Annotated in this window: 19 protein-coding genes, 1 tRNA gene and 1 pseudogene; 5 read left to right on the forward strand and 16 right to left on the reverse strand. The window is 68.2% G+C overall.

Features of this window, described 5'->3' with window-relative positions; all coding sequences use genetic code 11:
- Positions 1 to 32: 32 nt before the first annotated feature.
- Complete coding sequence (locus tag JWS14_RS07850; RefSeq protein WP_206012812.1) at positions 33 to 881, reverse strand: alpha/beta fold hydrolase; 849 nt, start codon at positions 879 to 881, stop codon at positions 33 to 35.
- A complete protein-coding gene (locus tag JWS14_RS07855) occupies positions 878 to 2,665 on the reverse strand; it encodes an N-acyl-D-amino-acid deacylase family protein (protein WP_206012813.1) in 1,788 nt (595 codons plus the stop codon). The genes JWS14_RS07850 and JWS14_RS07855 overlap by 4 nt, the downstream gene beginning before the upstream one ends.
- Positions 2,666 to 2,764: 99 nt before the next feature.
- Here JWS14_RS07855 and JWS14_RS07860 point away from each other — a divergent pair, with 99 nt between their 5' ends.
- Both JWS14_RS07860 and JWS14_RS07865 read left to right on the forward strand, forming a co-directional pair.
- Positions 2,765 to 3,373, forward strand: a complete 609-nt coding sequence (locus JWS14_RS07860) for a TetR/AcrR family transcriptional regulator (RefSeq protein WP_095865734.1) — start codon at positions 2,765 to 2,767, stop codon at positions 3,371 to 3,373.
- Positions 3,374 to 3,486: 113 nt separating this feature from the next.
- Complete coding sequence (locus JWS14_RS07865) at positions 3,487 to 5,433, forward strand: ArnT family glycosyltransferase (RefSeq protein WP_206012814.1); 1,947 nt, start codon at positions 3,487 to 3,489, stop codon at positions 5,431 to 5,433.
- Positions 5,434 to 5,488: 55 nt separating this feature from the next.
- Here JWS14_RS07865 and JWS14_RS07870 read toward each other — a convergent pair.
- Positions 5,489 to 5,560, reverse strand: a tRNA-Cys gene (locus JWS14_RS07870).
- A 92-nt stretch (positions 5,561 to 5,652) separates the two neighbouring features.
- On the opposite strand from JWS14_RS07870, the gene JWS14_RS07875 reads away from it, so the two are divergent.
- Both JWS14_RS07875 and JWS14_RS07880 read left to right on the forward strand, forming a co-directional pair.
- A complete protein-coding gene (locus JWS14_RS07875; RefSeq protein ID WP_072946172.1) occupies positions 5,653 to 6,903 on the forward strand; it encodes a multidrug effflux MFS transporter in 1,251 nt (416 codons plus the stop codon).
- Between the two features lie 54 nt (positions 6,904 to 6,957).
- Positions 6,958 to 7,491, forward strand: coding sequence for a MarR family winged helix-turn-helix transcriptional regulator (locus tag JWS14_RS07880; RefSeq protein WP_072946034.1), 534 nt, complete (start codon positions 6,958 to 6,960; stop codon positions 7,489 to 7,491).
- A gap of 57 nt (positions 7,492 to 7,548) precedes the next feature.
- Here the strand turns inward: JWS14_RS07880 and JWS14_RS07885 are convergent, their stop codons facing one another.
- The 5 genes from JWS14_RS07885 to JWS14_RS07905 are packed head-to-tail and all read right to left on the reverse strand — an operon-like array spanning position 7,549 to position 12,989.
- Complete coding sequence (locus tag JWS14_RS07885; RefSeq protein WP_072946032.1) at positions 7,549 to 8,325, reverse strand: enoyl-CoA hydratase; 777 nt, start codon at positions 8,323 to 8,325, stop codon at positions 7,549 to 7,551.
- The gene (mmsB, locus tag JWS14_RS07890) at positions 8,322 to 9,221 is read right to left on the reverse strand and encodes a 3-hydroxyisobutyrate dehydrogenase (protein ID WP_072946029.1); all 900 of its coding nucleotides are present in this window, start codon (positions 9,219 to 9,221) and stop codon (positions 8,322 to 8,324) included. The genes JWS14_RS07885 and mmsB overlap by 4 nt, the downstream gene beginning before the upstream one ends.
- A gap of 33 nt (positions 9,222 to 9,254) precedes the next feature.
- Positions 9,255 to 10,316, reverse strand: coding sequence for an enoyl-CoA hydratase/isomerase family protein (locus JWS14_RS07895; RefSeq protein ID WP_206012815.1), 1,062 nt, complete (start codon positions 10,314 to 10,316; stop codon positions 9,255 to 9,257).
- A complete protein-coding gene (locus tag JWS14_RS07900; RefSeq protein ID WP_206012816.1) occupies positions 10,313 to 11,476 on the reverse strand; it encodes an isobutyryl-CoA dehydrogenase in 1,164 nt (387 codons plus the stop codon). Before JWS14_RS07900 ends, JWS14_RS07895 begins: the two co-directional genes overlap by 4 nt.
- Positions 11,477 to 11,486: 10 nt before the next feature.
- Entirely contained in the window at positions 11,487 to 12,989 is a 1,503-nt protein-coding gene (locus JWS14_RS07905; protein WP_206012817.1) for a CoA-acylating methylmalonate-semialdehyde dehydrogenase, read from the reverse strand.
- 96 nt (positions 12,990 to 13,085) lie between these two features.
- Between JWS14_RS07905 and JWS14_RS07910 the strand changes: the two genes are divergently transcribed.
- Positions 13,086 to 13,526, forward strand: a complete 441-nt coding sequence (locus JWS14_RS07910; RefSeq protein WP_241031285.1) for a nucleotidyltransferase family protein — start codon at positions 13,086 to 13,088, stop codon at positions 13,524 to 13,526.
- 27 nt (positions 13,527 to 13,553) lie between these two features.
- Here JWS14_RS07910 and JWS14_RS07915 read toward each other — a convergent pair whose 3' ends face one another.
- From JWS14_RS07915 to JWS14_RS07950, 8 genes and pseudogenes are all read right to left on the reverse strand, one after another.
- Positions 13,554 to 14,045, reverse strand: a complete 492-nt coding sequence (locus JWS14_RS07915) for a pyridoxamine 5'-phosphate oxidase family protein (protein ID WP_072946019.1) — start codon at positions 14,043 to 14,045, stop codon at positions 13,554 to 13,556.
- Between the two features lie 36 nt (positions 14,046 to 14,081).
- Positions 14,082 to 15,406 (reverse strand): annotated as a pseudogene (locus tag JWS14_RS07920) (HNH endonuclease signature motif containing protein).
- Positions 15,407 to 15,493: 87 nt separating this feature from the next.
- Complete coding sequence (locus JWS14_RS07925; protein WP_095865737.1) at positions 15,494 to 16,207, reverse strand: copper homeostasis protein CutC; 714 nt, start codon at positions 16,205 to 16,207, stop codon at positions 15,494 to 15,496.
- Positions 16,208 to 16,987 carry a glucosamine-6-phosphate deaminase gene (gene nagB / locus JWS14_RS07930; protein ID WP_072946011.1) on the reverse strand — a complete coding sequence of 260 codons (780 nt, stop codon included), beginning with the start codon at positions 16,985 to 16,987 and terminating at the stop codon, positions 16,208 to 16,210.
- A complete protein-coding gene (locus JWS14_RS07935) occupies positions 16,975 to 18,159 on the reverse strand; it encodes an N-acetylglucosamine-6-phosphate deacetylase (RefSeq protein ID WP_095865738.1) in 1,185 nt (394 codons plus the stop codon). Before JWS14_RS07935 ends, nagB begins: the two co-directional genes overlap by 13 nt.
- Positions 18,156 to 19,835 (reverse strand): phosphoenolpyruvate--protein phosphotransferase, encoded by a 1,680-nt coding sequence (gene ptsP, locus JWS14_RS07940; protein WP_095865739.1) that lies wholly within the window; start codon positions 19,833 to 19,835, stop codon positions 18,156 to 18,158. Before ptsP ends, JWS14_RS07935 begins: the two co-directional genes overlap by 4 nt.
- Positions 19,835 to 20,104 (reverse strand): HPr family phosphocarrier protein, encoded by a 270-nt coding sequence (locus tag JWS14_RS07945; RefSeq protein WP_206012818.1) that lies wholly within the window; start codon positions 20,102 to 20,104, stop codon positions 19,835 to 19,837. Before JWS14_RS07945 ends, ptsP begins: the two co-directional genes overlap by 1 nt.
- Positions 20,105 to 20,106: 2 nt before the next feature.
- Positions 20,107 to 21,354, reverse strand: a complete 1,248-nt coding sequence (locus JWS14_RS07950; protein WP_206012819.1) for a PTS transporter subunit EIIC — start codon at positions 21,352 to 21,354, stop codon at positions 20,107 to 20,109.
- Positions 21,355 to 21,510: the final 156 nt, after the last annotated feature.

Raw genomic sequence — 21,510 nt, forward strand, 5'->3', positions numbered from 1 at the left:
CGCCGCGGCGTTCACCGACAGCGGACAGCCGATCACGGCTGATCGAGCAGGTGCTTGCCGAGTAGTTCGTCGACGCGTTCGGCCGCCTCGTCCGGGATCCAGTGGCTCACGCCGCGGAGCACCTCGAATGTGTACGGGGCGTCGACGAAGCGGGAGGTCAGCTTCGGCCCCACCGGACCGATCGCAGTATCGCCGTCGCTCCACACGAACAGCGTGGGCACCCGGACCTTCCGGGAGGCCGATCGGGGCGAGATGAACGGCATTGCGCGATACCAGTTCAGGGCGCCCCGGGCCCGCGTCCGGTCGCGCATGGGCCCGAGGTCGCGCTTCGCGTCGTCCGGCGACTGGCCGCTGGCGACCAGGGCCCGGTAGCCGAAGCCGTCCGGGGTGAGCACCCGCTCCGGGATCCAGGGCAGCTGGAACGCGAACATGTACCAGGACTTCAGGATCTGACGGCTGGTGAGCATCGCGCGTACGAACGCCGCCGGGTGCGGCACCGACAGCGCCGTCAGCGTCCGGACCCGGTCCGGGCGTTCTGCGGCGAGACCCCAGGCCACGGCCGCGCCCCAATCGTGTCCGACCACGTGCGCCGGGCCGAGGCCTGCCCGGTCGATGAGCGCGACGACGTCCGCGATCAGTTCCGCGCTGCGGTACGCCCGGCGGGCGCGGGGCCTGGCACCGGGCGAATAGCCGCGCTGGTCCGGGGCCAGGGTGCGGAAACCGCGCCGGTGCAGCAGCGGCGCCAGCGCATCCCACGACCGCGAGTCCTGCGGAAACCCGTGCAACAGCACCACCGGTGTGCCGTCGATCGGGCCGTCGTCGCGGACGTCGAACACCAGTCCGTCGCGGGTGAACGTGCCGATCCGCTCCGTGCGACTCATCCGACGATCGTCTCACGCTCGCTGCGGTCTGCGGCCGACTCTCCGGCGCGGAGGAAGCGTCCGGTCTTGGTCACGCCGAATCCACCGGTGAATTCGCCGTCGCGGTAGACGAGCCTGCCGTTGATCACCGTCGCGACCGCGGCGCCGTCGCTGCGGTTCACCATCCGCCGCAACCCGCCGTATTCGGGGACCTCCGCCTCGAACAATCCGTCCACCGTGGAGTCGAGACCCGCCGGGTCGACGACGACCAGATCGGCGCGGTCACCTTCGCGGAGGTGGCCGGCGTCGATGCCGTACCAGTCGGCCAGCTCGCCCGTCAGCCGGTGAACGGCCCGCTCGACGGTCAGGAACGGCTTGCGGTCGGACTGCGCGTCCTTGACCTTCTTCAGCAACCGGATCGGGTAGTTGTAGAACGCCATGTTGCGCAGGTGGGCGCCGGCGTCGCCGAATCCCATCTGCACCCCGGAACTGGCCGCGAGCTTCTTCGCGAACCTGGGGCGATGGTTGGCGATGGTGGTCCGCCACCGCAGGTCGGTGCCGTACTTCACGACGAGATCGAGGTACGCGTCGACCGGGTGCACACCGCCGAGGTCACCCACGGCGCCGAACGTCTTGCCGATCAGCGTCTCGTCAGGGCACCCGACGATTTCGGCGTCGTAGAAGTTGCGGTGCCAGATGCGGGGGCTGAACTTGTTGTCGTAGTCCTTGCGGAACCGGCGTCGGTAGGACTCGTCCTGCAGTAGGGCATTTCGCTCCACCTGGTCCTCGAGGTGCAGTGCCGCCGCGCCGGCGCCGAATTCCTCGAACACCACGAGGTCGATCCCGTCCGCGTAGACGGTGAACGGCACCGGCAGGTGCTGCCACTTGAAATCGGTCTTGGCGAAGCGGTTCAGCAGCGGCGCCGCGGCGAGCATGAAGTACACGATCGGCGGGTAGGCCTTCGAGTCCGCGGCCGACAGCAGCGACGTCTTGAGGGGCTTGCGCCGCCCGAGGCCCGAACTCTCCGTGAAGAATCCGGCGATGTTCGGATGCAGGTTGATTGTCGGTGCGCTCTGCAGGATCTTGCCGCGCTCGCGCAGGATGCGATTGAGGAAGCGGAACTCCTTCCACCGCGCGTACGTGGACGGCAATGAGCGCGAACGGTATTCGTCACCGTCGATCTTGTCGAGTGCGTTCGTCATCGAGGAGAGGCCGAGGAAGCCGGCATCGACGGCGTCGGTGAGCATCGCACCCATCTGCTCGAGTTCGCGCGCGGTCGGCTCGATCCGCTTGTCGGTGCCGCGGCCGAGACCGAGGACGTGGGTGCGGATGTCGGAGTGCCCGATGAACCCGGCGATGTTGGGGCCGAGCGGCAACGACTCGAGTGCCTCGACGTACTCCGCCGGGTTCTGCCAGATCTTGTTTTCCTCCAGGATCCCGAGCACGGAGTCGTGCGGCACGGCCTCGACCCTGCTGAACAGGTCGGCGCACTCGCGCGGCGTCGAATACACGGTGGAGAGGGAGCAGTTTCCGAGGACGACGGTGGTCACGCCGTGTCGTACCGACTCCGGCAGGCCGGGGCTGACGAGCACCTCCGCGTCGTAGTGGGTGTGCACGTCGACGAATCCGGGGAGCACCCACTTGCCTGCGGCGTCGATGACCTCGGTGTCAGGTCCGACGGGCAGCGGGCGGGTCGATGCCCGGACGACGATTCCGTCGCGGATGCCGAGATTGCGTCGCAGCGGCGCGGATCCGGTTCCGTCGAACCACAGCCCACCATTGACGACCACATCGAAATCCGGCATTGTTGTGCTCCTCACACTCAGTATGTGTAACCCGAGGTTACGTATGTGGTTGAGTAAAAGTCAATGGACGGTTCGGGCGATCCTCAATAGAGTGCAGGGGTGGCCGCCGCACCCCGCTCTCCCGAAGATCGGCGCGCGCAGATCCTCGACGTGGCCGTCCGACTCCTCGAGACGGTGCCGTTCGACGACCTCTCGATCGACCAGGTGGCGGCCGAGGCGGGCGTCTCGGCACCACTGCTGTTCCACTACTTCAAGAACAAGCAGGGCTTTCGCAACGCCGTCCTCGAAGCCTCGGCCTCCGAACTGCAGCGGCGGATGACACCCGACGCGACGCTCCCGCTATACGGGCAACTCCGGGCAGGCGTCGAAACGTTCGCGGACGCGGTGATCGAGCACCCCACCATCTATCTCGCGGTCATGCGGATGGCCGGGAGCGGCGACGAGAGGATGCGGCAGATCTACCGCGGCATGCGTCGGACGTTCACCAGGTGGATCGGCGTGTCGCTGGCCGAGTTCGGCGTGCCGACGACGCCCGCGCTCGAGGCCGCGATCTCGGGCTGGCAGGCGTTCATGGAGGAGATCGTGCTGTCCTGGCTCGACGAGCCGACCATGGAACGCACCGAGATGATCGACCTCTGCGAACGCGCCTTCTACCACCTGCTTCCCGCAGCAGGCGTCGACGTCGACACACTCGACACGACACGCTGAACCGGATCGCGATCGGAGTCCGGGTTCACAGGAACCTTCCAGCCGCCTCCCAGCCGGGTGACGCCCCCACGCGAGAACGTTGTCAGGACAGCAACTCGCGAAGGGACCACCTGATGACTGCCGTTCTCACTCCGGCTCCGCCACGGAGAACAGGATCGCCCGGCCACCGCGCCGAGTCGGAATCGTGGATCCGCCGGCGCGGTTCCGCACTCGCCGTCACCGCACTACTCGCCGCCACCGCGGCGCTGTACCTGTGGGATCTCACCTCGAGCGGCTACGCCAACAGTTTCTATGCCGCGGCAGCGCAGGCTGGTTCGCAGAGTTGGAAGGCGTGGTTCTTCGGCTCGCTCGACACCTCGAATTTCATCACGGTCGACAAACCGCCCGCGTCGCTGTGGGTGATGGGACTGTCCGGACGGATCTTCGGGTTCTCCAGCGCCAGCCTCCTCGTCCCCCAGGCCCTGATGGGGGTCGGGTCGGTCACCCTCGTCTACGCGGCCGTCACCCGCGTCACGAACAGTGGCGCCGGGTTGATCGCCGGCGCCGTTCTCGCCGCAACTCCCGCGGCCGCCTTGATGTTTCGCTTCGACAACCCCGACGCTTTGCTCGTGCTCCTGATGACCGCGGCCGGATATTTCGTGGTCCGCGCGATCGAGACGGAGACCGGCCGCCGCGCCGCGATGTGGATCACCCTCACCGGGGTCGCGCTCGGCTTCGCGTTCCTCACCAAGATGTTGCAGGGCCTGATGGTGCTGCCCGCGTTCGGTCTGGCCTATCTGGTTGCCGGACATGCCCGGTTGCGGTTTCGCCTGCTGCACCTGGCCGGGGGTGTCGCCGCCGTCGTCGCCGCGGCCGGATGGTGGGTTCTCGCCGTGTGGCTGTGGCCCGCGGACTCGCGCCCCTACATCGGCGGTTCCACCGACAACAGCGTCATGGATCTGGTGCTCGGCTACAACGGACTCGGCCGGATCTTCGGAAACACCGGCGGTGGTGGCGGCGGAATGGCCGGCGGAAGTGCGGGATCGAGTTTCGGCGGGAGCACCGGGCTGGATCGCCTGTTCGGCAGCGAGATGGGCATCGAGATCTCGTGGCTGATCCCGGCGGCGCTGGTCGCCCTGGTCTTCGGGTTGCTCGCCCGTGGACGCGCTCCGCGGACGGACCGCGTGCGGGCCTCCCTGATCGCGTGGGGTGGCTGGTTCCTCGTCACGGGACTGATCTTCAGCTACATGTCCGGCACCATCCACCCGTACTACACGGTGGCGCTCGCCCCCGCGATCGCCGGGATGATCGGCACCGGCGGGTACGCCCTGTGGCAGAAGCGCGGCAGCATTCTCGGACGGTTCGGTCTCGCATTCATGATGGTGGCCGCAGGTGCGTGGGGCTGGGTCCTGTTGCACCGCAACACCGAGTGGATGCCCGCCCTGAAGTGGGTCCTGCTCGCCGGCACCGTTCTCGGCGCCGCCCTGCTCGCGCTCGGCGACGGGAACCGCGTCCGGAAACTCGCCGTCACCGGCGTGCTGCTGGGCTCGCTCGCCGGAATCGGAGGCTCCGCGTCCTACGCGATCGCCACCGCCGCCACCGCGCACAGCGGATCGATCCCCACGGCCGGCCCGTCCGGGGCAGTCACCGATACCGGAATGGGAGGCGGCGGCGGCCGGGCACCCGGCGGTGACATGGCCGGCGGCCAGGCACCGGGCGGTGACATGGGCGGCAACGAGGGTGGGACGAGTTCCGAGCTCACGACGTTGCTCGCCGAGGCAGGCACCACGTGGTCGGCCGCGACCAACGGTTCGCAGAGCGCTGCCACCTATGAACTGGCCGCCGACACCGCGGTGATGGCCATCGGCGGATGGAGTTCCGACCCCACGCCGACACTCGACCAGTTCATCTCCTACGTCGAGAACGGCCAGGTGCACTACTACATCGCCGGTGGTGGTGGGGGTGGTGGTCGCGGCGGCGACAGCACGTCCGGCGCGATCGAGCAGTGGGTGGCCGCCAATTTCACGCCCATCACGGTGGGCGGCACGACCGTGTACGACCTCTCCGGTTACACCGGATAGTTCCCCGTCGAGCACGCGGAGAACCGGCAGGTGCATCACCTGCCGGTTCTCGTCGAGCGAGTGACGGGATTCGAACCCGTGTGAACGGCTTTGCAGGCCGGTACCTCAACCACTCAGTCACACCCGCATCGATGATCACTGTGCCCGGCCGGCGCCGAGGGTGCGAGGGTTGTGCTCACGGTGATTCTGAACCGACACGCCGGGGCGGGAACAAACCACGTGCCCTCGTTGCTGTGTTGCTTCATGACCGACACCGAAGAACGCGCCGCCCCGACCGGCGAGCGGACAACCACTCGGCCCAGCCTTCGGGTGATCCTCGTACTCGGCGCGATGGTGGCCCTCGGCCCCTTCACCATCGACATGTATCTGCCGGCGCTACCGGACATCGGAACCGACCTCGGCGCGTCCTCGTCCGCAGTCCAGCTGACCATCACGGGAACCCTGCTCGGCCTCGCGCTGGGGCAGTTGATCGTCGGACCGCTGGCGGACAGCCTGGGGCGCAGACGCCCCCTCATCGCCGGTATCGGTGTGCACGTCGCCGCGTCCGTGCTCGCGGTGTTCGCGCCGACCGTGGCAGTGCTGGGGGTGCTCCGCGTCTTCCAGGGCATCGGCGCCGCCGCCGCAGCGGTGGTCGCGCTCGCCGTGGTCCGCGACCTGTTCTCGGGGAACACCGTCGCCGTCGTGATGTCGCGGCTGATGCTCGTCCTCGGCGTCGCACCCGTGCTCGCCCCGAGTATCGGCGGGGCGCTCCTCATCGCCCTCGACTGGCGCGGGATCTTCGTCGTCCTCGCCGTGATCGGCACGCTGACGGCGTTGATCGGCGCGTGGGGTCTGACGGAGACGCTGCCGCCGGAGCGTCGTCGCAAGAGCAACCTCGTCGCCGTGCTGGGCACCTACAGGGGCCTGCTCGGGGACCGGGCGTTCATGGTGCTCGCGCTCGTGTCGAGCGTGGCGATGGGATCGCTGTTCTCGTACGTCTCCGGTGCGTCGTTCGTGTTCCAGGACCAGTACGGCCTGGACGAGCAGCAGTTCGCGCTGCTGTTCAGCTCCGGCGCGATCGCCCTGATCGGGGCCTCGCAACTCAACGTCCGCGCCCTCGCGCGCTGGTCACCGCTGCAGATCACGGTGTCGGCCCTCGGCTTCGCGACAGTGGCCGGGCTGGCGCTGATCACCACCGCGCATTTCGAGTTCGGCGGGCTCGTCGGGTTCGTCGTTCCCCTGTGGTTCCTCCTCGGCGGTGTCGGCTTCGTCCTGCCCAATGCCCCGGCCCTGGCCCTCGGCAGGCACGGGGAGGCCGCGGGCACGGCTGCCGCGCTGCTCGGCGCCCTGCAATTCGGTGTCGGCGCCCTGATCGCTCCCCTGGTCGGGGTGCTCGGTAACACCGGCGTCGCGCTTGCGGTCACCATGACCGCGTGCACGGGACTGGGGTTGGTGGCGCTGGCGGCCGCAGCGAAGGCGGAAGCGCGCTGACGACACGCTCGGCAGACTTTCACGGCCCATCACCCGACATGGGATGATCGACGCATGCCACCACCGTCACCACTTCATCTCGACCCCATCGAAGAGGCCCACCGGCAGTGGACCAAGCACGGCTGGGGTGACGTTGCCGACGGCATGGCCGCGGTGACCTCGGTGATGCGCGCCCATCAGATCATGATCGCGCGGGTGGAAGAGGTGCTCAAACCGTCGGGGCTCACGTTCGCCCGGTACGAATTGCTGACACTGCTGACGTTCACGCGCACCGGCGCACTCCCGATGGCGAAGGCCAGCGCGCGCCTTCAGGTTCACCCGACGAGCGTCACCAACGCCGTCGACCGGCTCGAGACGGCGAATCTCGTGCGGCGTGTTCCGCATCCGAGCGACCGTCGGGCGACGCTGATCGAAATCACCGACGCGGGAAGGAAACTGGCAGTCGAGTCCACCGAGCGGCTCAACGCCCAGGTGTTCTCCCGCCCCGGCGTGTCCGGTGACAAGCTGGAACAACTGGTCGCCATCCTCGCCGAACTGCGCCGCGAGGCAGGCGATTTCGACACCGGAGACGCGCCCACCAAGTGGTGAAGCACCACTGTCGCCCCGCACCTGGTCCGGTGCGGGGCGACAGTCGTTTCAGGGCTTTCAGCGGTGCTTGAAGACGGGCGAACGCTTCTCGACGAACGCCGCCATCCCTTCCTTCTGATCTTCGGTGGCGAACGTCGAGTGGAACACCCGGCGCTCGAAGCGGACGCCCTCGGTGAGCGTGGTTTCGAAGGAGCGGTTCACCGCTTCCTTCGCCATCATCGCGACCGGGAGGGACATCTCGGCGATGGTGGTCGCCGTCTGCAGCGCCTCGTCCAGGAGGTCGGCGGCGGGCACGATCCGCGACACCAGCCCGGCGCGTTCAGCCTCCTCGGCGTCCATGTTCCGGCCGGTCAGGCACAGTTCCATGGCCTTGGCCTTGCCCACGGCGCGGGTCAGTCGCTGGGAGCCGCCGATGCCGGGGATGACACCGAGTTTGATCTCCGGCTGACCGAACTTCGCGGTGTCGGCGGCGATCAGGATATCGCAGAGCATCGCCAGTTCGCACCCGCCGCCGAGGGCGTAGCCCGCGACGGCAGCGATGGTGGGCTTGCGGGCCGCGGCGAGGCGATCCCACGCGGCGAAGAAGTCGTCCAGGTAGACGTCCATATACGACTTGGGCTGCATCTCCTTGATGTCGGCGCCCGCCGCGAAGGCCCGGTCGGAGCCGGTGATCAGGATGGCTCCGATCTCCGAATCCTTCTCCAACTCCTCGACCGCCGACACGACCTCGCGCATCAGCTCGGAGTTCAATGCGTTGAGCGCCTTCGGACGGTTGAGGGTGATGATCCCCACCCGGCCCTTGCGCTCCAGGAGGATGGTCTCGAAGTCGGTCACTGCTCTCCCTCGGTGGAACGTTCGCGGATGTCGTTGATGATGGCCGAGAAGTCCTGGCCACCACCGCCGGCGGCATGGAACCGGCTGTACAGTTCGGCGGCGCGGAGCCCGAGTTCGGCCTCGACGCCGTTGGTCTTCAGCGCGTTCGCGGCGAGACCGAGATCCTTGTCCATCAGCGCCGCGGCGAAGCCCGGCTGGTAGTCGTTGTTGGCCGGGCTCGTCGGAACCGGTCCGGGCACAGGACAGTTGGTGGTGAGCGCCCAGCACTGACCCGACGCGTTGGATGCGACGTCGAACAGGGCCTGGTTGCTCAGGCCCAGCTTCTCGCCGAGGACGAACGCCTCGCTGACGGCGATCATCGACACACCGAGGATCATGTTGTTGCAGATCTTCGCGGCCTGACCGTTGCCCGGGTCGCCGCAGTGGACGACCTTCTTGCCCATCACGTCGAGCAGCGGCTTCGCGGCCTCGAAGTCGTCCGCCGTGCCGCCGACCATGAACGCGAGAGTTCCCGCGGTGGCGCCGACGACGCCACCGGAGACGGGTGCGTCCACCGAGCGGTGTCCGGCCTCGACGGCCTCGTCGTGCGCGGCCCGGGCGTCCGCCACGTCGATGGTGGACGAGTCGATGAACAGGGTCCCCGGTTTCGCGGCGGGCAGGATCTCCGCGTAGAGCCCGAGAACGTGCTTGCCGCTCGGCAGCATCGTGATCACGACGTCCACCTCGCGTACGGCATCGACGGCCGAATCGGCGACAGTGACACCGTCTTTCACTGCCTGCTCGAGTGCGGCGGGGGCGAGGTCGAAGCCGACCACCGTGTGTCCCGCCTTGACGAGGTTGGCCGCCATGGGGCCACCCATGTGGCCGAGTCCCAGAAATCCGACGGTAGTGCTCATAGCAGTCCCTCCTGGACGCGTGTGGCTGATGGTTCAGTGCTGCGGCTGCGGGGCCGTGAGGCCGAGTTCGAGGTCGCCGAGGGGGGTGAAGAATGTTGCGACGGCGTCGTCGGTCACGTCGTCGATGGAGGCGGGTGACCAGTGCGGGTTGCGGTCCTTGTCGACGACCTGCGCCCGGATCCCCTCGACCAGATCGGCCGAACCCAGGCAGGCCACCGACACCCGGAACTCCTCGTTGAGGACCTCCTCGAGACTGTTCGCCGCCCGGGCCCGGCGCAGCGACGCCAGGGTGACCGCGCACGCGGTCGGCGACTTCGACAGCACCTGCCCGGCCGCCTTCGCCGCCTCCGGCACCCCACTGCCCTGCAGCCGGGCCACGATCTCGGCGACGCTGTCCGCGGAATACGCGGCATCGATCCAGCCCCGCTGCGCCACCAGGTCCGATTCCGGGGCCGGTTCGGTGAACTCCGCCAACGCCTCCTCCACCGACGTGTCCGTCAACTTCTGCACGAACTGCTCGATCTTCTCCGACGGGATGAAATGGTCGGCGAACCCGCACGCGATCGCATCCCCCGCACTGAGGCGGGCGGTGGTGAGCGCGATGTGGGTGCCCAACTCTCCCGGGGACCGGGCCAACAGGAACGTGCCCCCGACGTCGGGAACGAACCCGATCCCGGTCTCGGGCATCCCGATCATCGACCGCTCGGTCACGATCCGCACACTCCCGTGCGCCGACACCCCGACCCCGCCGCCCATCACGATGCCGTCCATGATCGCCACATACGGCTTCCGGTAGTTCGCGATCGCCGCGTTGAGGATGTACTCGTCGCGCCAGAACTCCCGCGACCCGGTGCCACCGTCCTTGGCGTCGTGGTAGATCGAGACGATGTCCCCGCCCGCGCACAGGCCGCGTTCCCCGGCGCCGGTGATCAGCACCGCCGCCACCTCGTCGTCCCCGGCCCACGACTCCAGTGCCGCCGCAATCTGCTGGACCATGGCGTGGTTGAGGGCGTTGATCGCCTTCGGCCGGTTCAACACGATCCGGCCCACACCGCCGCTCTTGCCGATCAGAACCTCGTCCACCGTGTCTGTCATGCCGCTCCCTGCTTCCCGTGTCCCGCGCCCGCGATGACGCTGCGGGCAATCACGACCCGCATGATCTCGTTGCTGCCCTCGAGGATCTGATGCACCCGCAGGTCGCGGACGATCTTCTCGATCCCGTACTCGGCAAGATAGCCGTACCCGCCGTGCAGCTGCAGCGCCTTGTTCGCGACCTCGAACCCGGTGTCGGTGGCGAACCGCTTCGCCATCGCACACAACTCCACCACGTCCGGGGCACCCTCCTCCAACGCGGCCGCCGCCCGCCACAACAGGGTGCGGGCCGCCTCCAGCTCCGTGCGCATGTCCGCCAGCTGGAACTGCAACGCCTGCGAGTCGAGCAACGACGACCCGAACGCCTTCCGGTCCGCCAGATACGCCACCGCCTTATCCAACGCGGTCTGCGCCCCACCGACCGAGCAGGCGGCGATGTTGAGCCGGCCCCCGTTCAGGCCGGCCATCGCGATCCGGAACCCGCCGCCCTCGTCGCCGAGCAGGTTGCCCGCCGGCACCCGCACATCCTCGAAGATCACCTGCCGGGTCGGCTGGGCGTTCCAGCCCATCTTCACCTCGTTCGGCCCGAACGACAGCCCGGCCGAGTCCTTCGGGACGATGAACGCCGAGATCCCGCGCGGCCCGCCCTCCCCGGTGCGGGCCATCACCACATACACCTCCGAGGTGCCGGCCCCGGAAATGAACTGCTTGACCCCGTTGAGCACGTAGTCGTCGCCGTCGCGGACCGCCCTGGTGCTCAGCGCCGCCGCATCCGAGCCGGCGCCGGGTTCGGTGAGGCAGTAACTGCCCAGCTGATCCATCGCGCACAACCCCGGCACCCAGGCGCGGCGCTGCTCCTCGGTGCCGAACCGGTCGATCATCCAGGTGACCATGTTGTGGATGGAAATGTAGGCGGCGATCGACGGACAGCCCTTCGCCAACTGCTCGAAGATGCGGGCCGCATCGACCCGGGTCAGCTCGGAGCCGCCCACGTCCTCGCGGATGTAGATCCCGCCCATCCCGAGCGAGGCCGCCTTCCGCAGCACATCGACGGGGAAATGCTTGGCCTGATCCCATTCCACCGCATGCGGCGCCAGATGCTCGGCCGCGAAATCACGGGCCGTGTCACTGATCGCCCGCTCGTCATCGGTCAAGGTGAACATGGAGATCCGTTCAGTTCATGGTGGGGATGACGAAGTGGTTGGTCTCTTCCTTCTTGCCCGAGGGCCAACGCTGCGTCACGGTCTTGGTCTTGGTGTAGAAGCGGAAGGAGTCAGGACCGTGCTGGTTCAGGTCGCCGAAGCCGGAACGCTTCCAGCCGCCGAACGTGTGGTACGCGATCGGTACCGGGATCGGCACGTTGACGCCGACCATGCCGACGTTCACCCGGTTCGTGAAGTCGCGGGCCGTGTCGCCGTCGCGGGTGAAGATGGCGACGCCGTTGCCGTACTCGTGCTCGGTGGGCAGGCGGAGCGCCTCCTCGTAGTCCGCCGCGCGGGCAACCAGCAGGACGGGTCCGAAGATCTCTTCCTTGTAGACGCGCATGTCGGTGGTGACCTTGTCGAACAGGGTCGCGCCGGCGAAGAAGCCGTTCTCGTGGCCCTCGAGGATGAAGCCGCGGCCGTCGATCACGGCCTCCGCGCCCTCATCGATGCCGATCTGGATGTAGTTGTTCACCCGCTCGAGGGCGTCCTTGCTGACCAGCGGACCGAAGTCGGCGGACTCGTCGTCGCTGCGGCCGATCGTGAGCTTGCCGACCCGCTCGGTCAGCTTCGCGACCAGCGCATCCGCCGTCTCCTCGCCCACCGGCACGGCGACGGAAATGGCCATGCACCGCTCACCCGCGGAGCCGTAACCAGCGCCGATGAGGGCGTCTGCCACCTCGTCGAGGTCGGCGTCGGGCATGATGATCGCGTGGTTCTTCGCGCCACCGAAGCATTGTGCGCGCTTGCCGTGGGCCGCGGCGGTCTCGTAGATGTACTGCGCGATCGGGGTGGACCCGACGAACCCGACAGCCTTGACGCGGTCGTCGGTGAGCAGGACGTCCACCACTTCCTTGTCACCGTTGACCACGTTGAACACACCGGCGGGCAGACCGGCCTCGAGGAACAGTTCGGCCAGGCGCAGCGGCACCGAGGGGTCGCGCTCGGACGGCTTGAGGATGAAGGCGTTGCCGGCGGCCAGCGCGGGACCGGCCTTCCACAGCGGGATCATGGCCGGGAAGTTGAAGGGTGTGATGCCGGCGACGACGCCGAGCGGCTGACGCATGGAGTACACGTCGATCCCGGTTCCGGCGGATTCCGTGTACTCGCCCTTGAGCAGGTGAGGAGCGCCGAGGGCGAACTCGATGACCTCGAGTCCGCGCTGGATGTCGCCCTTCGCGTCGGGGATCGTCTTGCCGTGCTCGGACGACAGGAGGCGCGCCAGCGAATCCATCTCCTCCTGCACGAGCTGGAGGAACTTCATCAGGACGCGTGCCCGCTTCTGCGGATTGAACAGCGCCCATTCGCGCTGAGCTTCTACCGCGTTCGCGATGATCGCCTCCGTCTCGGCCTTGTCGGCGAGAGGCACACGCGCCTGCACCTCACCGGTGTTGGGGTCGTAGACGTCGCCGAACTTGTTGGAGGCACCGGGGACGCGCTTGCCGCCGACGAAGTGGGATAGCTCTTGAACCATTGTGCGAACCCGTTCCTTGTTCGATGATGAGGGAGTTCCGAATATGTGCTCATCCTATAGTTGGATGTCCATGTATGTCCATCATACGATCGGAACATGCAGATTCACTCTCCCGAGGAGCTGAACTTCCTCCGCATCCTGCAGACCAACCCGTACATCACCACGATCCTGGACCGTGCACCCCAACTCGGCCTCTCGGACTGGTACCTCACCGCAGGCGCCGTATTCCAGACGGTCTGGAACCACCTCGACGGCCGCGACCCGCAGTCGGGGATCAACGACTACGACCTCTTCTACTTCGACGACACCGACCTCGGCCACGACGCCGAAGACGACGTCATCCGCCGAGCCGACGCACTGTTCGGCGACCTCGATGTGCGCGTCGAAGTCAGAAACGAAGCGCGTGTGCATATTTGGTACGAAAACCACTTCGGCGTGCCCTCGACACCCTTCACCGACTGCACGATCCCGTCCTCGCTCCGCGTGAGGTGTACGAATCCAAAGCTGCCCGGTGGCAGAAGGAATGGCCCCATTTGACCGTGGTGCCGTGGCCGGAGTAAGCAGTCAGTGCTTTCGCACGACGTGCTCGGGCTTGCCCGGTTTCCAGATGGTGATATCCATGTGGCCGTCGCCGACCTCCACCGCCGAGCCGCCAATCAGGTCGGCTCGGTAGCAGTGATCGAATTCCTGCCCCCGGATGTCGAACCCGGTCTCGTCGAACAGTGCCTGCGCGAAACGCTGATGCAGGGCCTTGTCCTGGACGTCGTCGACGACACCCCACAGTTTTGCGTCACCCTCCTTCACCTCGGTGTCGACGGTCGCCGTGTGCAGGCAGAAGCGCGGATCCCGTGCCAGATCACGGAACTTCGTCGTGTTCGGCATTCCGGCGATCCACAACTGATTCTCGAAAAATCTCGGCTCGACCGGGCTGATCCGCGGAAACCCGTCGGAGCGAAGCGTGCCGAGCATGCACAGGTTCTTGGTCGCCGCGTGCCTGCGGGAGAAGATAGCGGCAATCCGCGGAGCAGCTTCGGCGAACTCATTCCAGCTGGCCATGCACACGACCCTACGACGAATCCCATGGCCGCCGGGTCAAGACGCCCGCAATTGTGCGATGAGGATCGCTTCGATTTCCGACCGACGCGCCGCGGACGGCAGTCGTGGGGCCGCGGACCGGTAGTGATGCCCCGTCGGGGTACCGAGGTCGAAGAGATGCGTTCGGCCATGCCTCCTGACGGGGCGCGCGGTCCAGCCGTCGCCCTCCTTCGCGTAGTTGCACGCCGCGCACAACCCGGCCCATTGTGTGCCGTGGTGGCACCCTTCTTGCGGCGCGAGAGAATGTGATCGTGATGGCGGATCGGCGCATCACACCACGGCGTCCGGCACGTCCGGTCCCGGAGATCGATCAGCTTCGCAAGGCTTTTCGGGAACGTCCGCGCCTGCGATTCCATCGCCGTCAACGACCCCGACACCGGGCACGAGTAGATCAACCGCAACGTGGTTTCGGTCTCCCCATCAAGGGCGTCCGCCACCAGTTTCCGGGCGATCCCCGCCGGCACCGGCCCGAACCCCGCCAGGTCCGCCGCCTCGTTCTCACCCGCCAGCAGTGCTTCGTCGGAGATCACCAGGTTCACCGCCACCGGCACCATTGGCGACCGATGCCCCGGTGCCGCGGTCGAACAACAGGTCCACCATCAGCTGGTTGCGGGTGCGGCCACCGCTCTCCCCGGTGATGAGGCTGTCCGCATCCCGCCCCAATGTGGCGTGTAGGCACACTGCTTGCTCCATGGGCAGCAGCACACTCAGATACGCCATCGAATCCGGCGCCGGCCGCGTCGTGACCCGCCGCTCCGAGACGGCCTTGCGGTACCGGGCCACCACCGCGGCGGCGTCGAGTTCCACCGCCAGGGCCTTCGCCTTCGCGACCAGGCCGCGGTCCCCGACCCCGTCGAGAATGTTCGGGTCCGAACACAACCGGCGATCCACCACCGCACGATCCGCCGCCGATAGACATGCTGTCTCCCGCACCAGCAGCGTGGCACGCCACTCGTTCAACCGGCCCGACCGCAACAACGCCAACGTGTGCGGCATCTCGTGCACCACCGCCCGAGCGAACCCCAGATGCCGCCCGCCGCGGTTCGGGGACTCCCTGCGCGCCAACGCAATCTGCGAGGCGATACCGCGGTCCCACTCCGCCCGCGGTCCCACTCCGCCCGCGGCAACCGCCGGGCCTTGCGGTCCTCCCGCATGCACGTGGCGACATCATCGGCGGCCACCGCCTGCACCGCACACCCCACCGACTTCAACGACTCCACCGCATCGAGCCACTCGATCCCCAACCCGGCATCACCACACGGCCCGACACACCGCAACCGCGCCGTGAACGCCCGCAACTCCTCCAGATCCGGTGCCCCCACATCCCCCACGACCAGCCTCCCCCGAGGTTGTTCGAAACTTTGTTCGACTCTAGCAGCCTGACCGGACCACAGGCAATGGCCGAAAGTTCAGATACCCAGTGCCACAGCGGCTGCGATGGCGAGGGTTTCGTCGACGGCGTCGTAATCGCCGGTCCCACCGCCGGGACCGCCGCTGTCGGCGACGGTGCGGCGGGCGGACAGGTGTACGGCGTCGACACCGGTCCCCGCGACCGCGGCGATGTCGTCGACGCGAATCCCGCCACCTGCCATCACCTGGATCCGCCCGTGTGCGTGGGCGACCATGGCCGACAGGGCGTCGAGGCCGTCGATGCAGCGGGGCGCTCCGCCCGAGGTGAGGACGCGGATGATGCCCGACCGCGCGAGCGCATCGAGGGCAGTCGCCCTGTCGTCGACGACGTCCATCGCACGATGGAACGTCACCTCCACCGCGTACGGGTCGATGCCGTCGAGCAGGCGGGCCAGCGCGTCGCGGTCGACGGCCATGCCTGGCGTGAGCGCACCGACGACGACGCCGGATGCGCCCGCGCCCACCGCGGCACGGATGTCGCGGGCCATGACCGCGATCTCGTCGGCGTCGTAGGCGAATCCGCCGGGCCGGCACCGGATCAGCGGGTGTACCGCGATCCCCTGGGCCACAACGGCTTCGATCATGCCGATGCTCGGTGTCAGTCCGCCGGTCGCGCCGAGTGCGGTGCACAACTCGACACGCGTTGCTCCGGCGCGCCGTGCGATCCGGGCGCCCGCGACGTCCTGGACCGCCAGTTCGAGTACGGGTGCCATCTAGAACAACTGCCAGGAAGGCTTGTGTTCCAGTGCGTACCGGTAGTAGTCGGCGAGTTGCAGTTTGCTCGCCGCGGCCTCGTCGATGACGACGGTCACGTGCGGGTGCAGTTGCATCACCGACGCCGGGCAGAACGCAGCGAGCGGACCTTCGGCGGCGGCGGCGATCGCTTCGGCCTTGCCCTTGCCGAACGCGATCATCACCAGGTGCCGGGCTTCGCTGATGGTGCCCAGCCCCTGGGTGAGGACGTGGTGCGGGACGTCGTCCACGCTGTCGAAGAACCGCGCGTTGTCGAGTCGGGTCTGCTCGGTGAGGGTCTTGACGCGGGTGCGTGAGGTCAGTGCGGAACCCGGCTCGTTGAACCCGATGTGGCCGTCGGTTCCGATGCCGAGCAGTTGCACGTCGACGCCACCCGCCTCGGCGATGGCCGCGTCGTATCGTGCGCCTTCCTCGGCAATGGTGGGCGATTCGCCGTTCGGGCTGAGCACCCGCTCGGGATCGAGGTTGACGTGGTCGACGAACTCCGAGCGGATCACCGAGAAGTACGACTGATCGTGACTTTTCGGCAGCCCGACGTACTCGTCGAGGAGGAAGGCCCGCGCGTCCGTGAAGTCCAGCCCGGACTCGCGGTGCCGTCGCGCGAGTTCGCGGTAGCTTCCGAGCGGGGACGACCCGGTGGCGAGGCCCAGTGTCGCCGGACCGCGTCGGACGTACCTCTCGACGATGTCCGCGACGGTCGTGCTCACCTCCGACGGCGTCGGCCGGATTACGATTTCCATGCGAGTCCTTCCGTTCCGGCGGGCATTCCGCCGGAAAACACGCCACGCGGGCGCAGTTGGTGATCGGTCACGACGATATCTGCGCGGAGGCCCGGGGCCAGGGTGCCGCGTTCGGATTCCAGGCCGAGCAGCCGGGCCGGGGTCCTGGTGGCGGACGCGACGGCGTCGACGAGTCCGACGCCGCTGTCGACAACGGTGGTGCGCACGACATCCAGCAGTCGTGCGGTGCCGCCCGCGATGGCCCCCTCGGATCCGTCGGCGGTCGCGAGCCGGGCCACCCCGTGCGAGACGCGCACGTCCAGTGGCCCGAGTTGGTAGTCGCCGTCCGAGACACCGGCGGCGGCCATGGCGTCGCTGACGAGGACGATCTGGTCCGGTCCGACGGCGTCGAACACCATCGACACGGTCTCGGGCGCGAGATGCACTCCGTCCGCGATCAATTCGACGACGATGTCGCCGCGACCGGCTGCGGCGAGAAACGCGGCCACCGGCCCCGGCGCGCGGTGGTGCAGCGGCGGCATCGCGTTGAACAGGTGTGTGGCGGTCAGCGGCCCGCCGGCGGCGTCGGCGATCCGTGCGGACGTCGTCGCTGCATCGGTGTCGGTGTGGCCGAGGCTCGGTAACACGCCGCGCCGGCGCATCGCGGTGAGAAGCTCGCCGAAGTGCGCGGTCTCCGGTGCGAGCGTCATCGACCGGACGGTGCCACGCGCGGCGTCGCAGATCCGCTCGAACAGGCCGGGGTCGCCGGGCACCACGGACGCGGGATCCTGCGCACCGCAGCGGGCACCGGAGATGAACGGGCCCTCCAGGTGGATCCCGAGGAGGTCACGGCGTTCCACCAGGTCGGCGAGGATTCCGGCCTGCCGGAGCAGATCCTGCTCCCCCGCCGAGACCAGGCTCCCGAGCAGTCCGGTGGTGCCGTGCCCGCGGTGATGGTCCGCGGCCAGCCTCGCCCCGTCGGCGTCGGCGTTCGGAAAGCCTGCGCCTGCGCCGCCGTGGCAGTGCAGGTCGATCAGGCCCGGCAGCAGTATCGACGAAGTCGGGTCCGGCAGCGGCACCTGCCCGCGGTACTGCGACGCGGAACCGACCCAGGAGATTCGGTCGCCGTCGGTGACGACCACGCCGTCGGCGAGGACGCCGTCCTCCACGACGGCCCTGCCCCGCAGGATCATCGGGGTGCCCCGGACGCAAGAGCCGCGACTGCCGACCGTGCGGCCTGCGGTGACTGTGCGCTGCGCGCGGCGACGGCCATCTCCCGGCACCGGTCGAGGTCGGTGACGGCCAGACGGGCACGGACGGCGCCCAGCGATGGGGCCACCATGGACAGGCTCGTGACGCCCAACCCGACCAGCACGGGCGCCAGCACTGGATCGGACGCGGCCTCCCCGCAGACGCCGACAGGTGTGCCCGCCTCCGCTCCGGCCGCACCGACCAAGCCGATCAGGTCCAGGACCGCGGGCTGCCACGGGTCGAGCAGTGCGGCGAGGCCGCCGGCCATCCGGTCGGCGGCGCACGTGTACTGGCTCAGGTCGTTGGTTCCGATACTGACGAAGTCGAGATGTTCGAGCAGATCGCGGGCGCGCAGTGCCGCCGAGGGGATCTCGATCATCGCCCCGACCTTCGCGATGCCGCGGGAACGGGCGAGTGCAGCGAATCCCTCCGCCTCTCCCGCCGTGGCGACCATCGGGGCCATCACCCACAGGTCCGCGCCGGTAGCGGAGGCCGCCACGCCGAGCGCTTCCAGTTGGGTGGCCAGGACCTCCGGGAAGACGGTGCCGACCCGCAGCCCCCGCACACCGAGTGCCGGGTTCTCCTCGGCGCCCAGATCGAGGAACGGCAGCGGTTTGTCGGATCCGGAATCGAGTGTCCGGACCACCACCTTCCGTCCGGCGAACCGCTCCAGCACGGAGGTGTACGTGGCGATCTGCTCGTCGAGGGTGGGCGCGGTCTGCCTGCCGAGGTAGAGGAACTCGGTGCGGAACAGTCCGACGCCCTCCGAATCCGCGGCGGCGGCGCGCACGGCGTCGTCGACGGTGCCGATGTTGACGAGCAGCCCGACCGGTGCGCCGTCCCGGGTGCGGCCCGGCCCACTCGTGGCCGCGACCCGCGCCCGGGCCTCGGCGATCCGCGTCCACACCTCCGACTGCCGACGTTCGCCGGGGTCGACGACGACCTCGCCCGTGGTGCCGTCGAGCACCACCGGTCTCCCCTCGATCAATCGGTCGAGGTCGGCGCAGTTCACGATCGCGGGCAGGCCGAGCGATTTCGCCAGTATCGCAGTGTGGCTCGTGGGCCCGCCCTCCGCAGTGAGCAGGCCCACCACGTCGCTGCCGCCGAGCATCGCGGTGTCCGCGGGCGACAGGTCCCGGGCAACGAGAACGAACGGATATCCGGGGTCGGGGATTCCGGGCATCGGCACTCCCGACAGCACCGCGACCGCACGATGTCCGAGGTCGCGCAGGTCCGCGACGCGCTCGGCCATGTACCCCCCGAGTGCCTCGAGTGTGACGCAGTAACCCTCGAACGCGACGCTCACGGCGTGCGCCGTCGGCATGCCGCCGCGAAGGTTCTCCTCGGCGGCGGACACGATTCCCGGGTCGCGGGCCATCGCCGCCGACACGAGCAGGATCTCGGACGCGACGCCGTCCACCTGCGCGGCGCGGGCCTCGAGGTCGCCGGACACCGTCGCGAGGGCGTCCCGCACCCGGGCGATCTCCGCTGGGACCGATTCGCCGACAGGGTCTTCGGCGGACGTCTCGACCGGCGTCCCGAACGCGAGCCAGGGCGCGCAGACCAGCCCCGGACTCACCCCGAGTCCGTGCACTACCTGTTCCGTGGTCGTCGGCATCAGGCGGCGTCGAGGTCGGAGGCGAGCAGGTCGGCGAGGCGGTCGAGGGCGTCCTCGCTGCCCTCCCCTTCCGCGGTGATCGTCACCTCGGTACCGAATGCGGCGCCGAGGGTCATGACCGCGAGCATGCTGCCCGCGTCCACCGGCGCCGACTCGCCGACGGCGATCTGCACCGGGACCGGCACGGCCGCGGCGGCCTGGGTGAACTTCGCGGCGGGGCGGGCGTGCAGGCCCACCTTCGAACCGATGAGGACCGTTCGTGAAGCCATGCTCACTGACCTGCCTTTTCCGTGTCGGTGTCGGTGTTGGTGTCCGCGTCGTCCTCCCGGCCGGGAGTGCGCAGGTTCCATTTCTTGATGACGAAGCTGAACAGGACGTAATAGATCACCGCGTACCCGAGCCCGATGGGGATCAGCATCCACGCGTTGGTGGCCTTGCCGAAGTTGAGGACGTAGTCGAAGAAGCCTGCGGAGAACGTGAATCCGTCATGGATGCCGAGCGCGTTGACCAGGGCCATCGAGGTGCCGGTGAGGAACGCGTGGATCAGGTACAGCGGCCAGGCGACGAACATGAACGCGAATTCGAGGGGCTCGGTGATCCCGGTGAGGAACGCCGTCAGCGCGGTGGACAGCATGATGCCGCCCACGACCTTCTTCTGCGAGGGCCGGGCGTTGCGCCAGATCGCCAGTGCTGCAGCGGGAAGCGCGAACATCATGATCGGGAAGAAGCCGGTCATGAAGATGCCGGCGCTCGGGTCGCCGGCGAAGAACCGGTTGAGGTCGCCGCGGACGAGTTCTCCGCTCGCGTTCTGGTAGTCGCCGACGAGGAACCACACGGTGGAGTTCAGGATGTGGTGCAGTCCGGTCGGGATGAGCAGGCGGTTGGCCATGCCGTAGACGCCGCCACCGATCACCGAGTTCTCGGCGACCGTCTCGCCCACCCACGTCAGGGCGGAGTTGAACGCCGGGTACAGGAACGCCATGAGGACGCCGACGACGAGACCGGTGACGGCGGTGAGGATGGGAACGAGCCTGCGGCCGTTGAAGAATCCGAGGTAGTCGGGCAGTTTGGTGCGGTAGAACCGCTGCCACAGAATGGCGGACAGCAGACCCATCACGATGCCCGCGAGGACACCGTAGTTGATCAGCGCCTGGTCGCCGTTCGGATCGGTCTTGCCTTCCAGGACGACCGGGGACATGGCCTCGAACACGCCGTTGATGACCATGTATCCGACCACGGCGGCCAGGGCGGTGGAACCGTCGGCCTTCTTGGCCCAGCCGATGGCGATGCCCACAGCGAAGATGAGGGGCAGCCAGGTGAATACGGCCTGGCCGGCCGCGGAGATGACGGACGCGGCGGTGTGCATCGAGTCGAATCGTCCGAGGAGGTCGTCCTGGCCGAGTCGCAGCAGGATGCCTGCCGCGGGTAGTACCGCGATCGGCAGCATCAGGCTGCGCCCGAGGCGCTGTAACCCGGCAAACACCGCTGATTCCTTTTTCGGGCTGTCTACGACAGTCATATCGGCCTTCTCTGTGCGCGTCGGTCGCCGAATCGGCGTCTGGTGAGTCCCGAAACCGGTGGCGGCGAGCGCGTCGTACGGCTTCGGGAAAACTATTGTGGACCAGCACCCCCAACGGGTACTGTCCGGTCATAACCAGTTGCTAGTTTGACCAGG

The sequence above is a fragment of the Rhodococcus koreensis genome (assembly GCF_017068375.1).
GTDB classification, from domain to species: domain Bacteria; phylum Actinomycetota; class Actinomycetes; order Mycobacteriales; family Mycobacteriaceae; genus Rhodococcus_F; species Rhodococcus_F koreensis.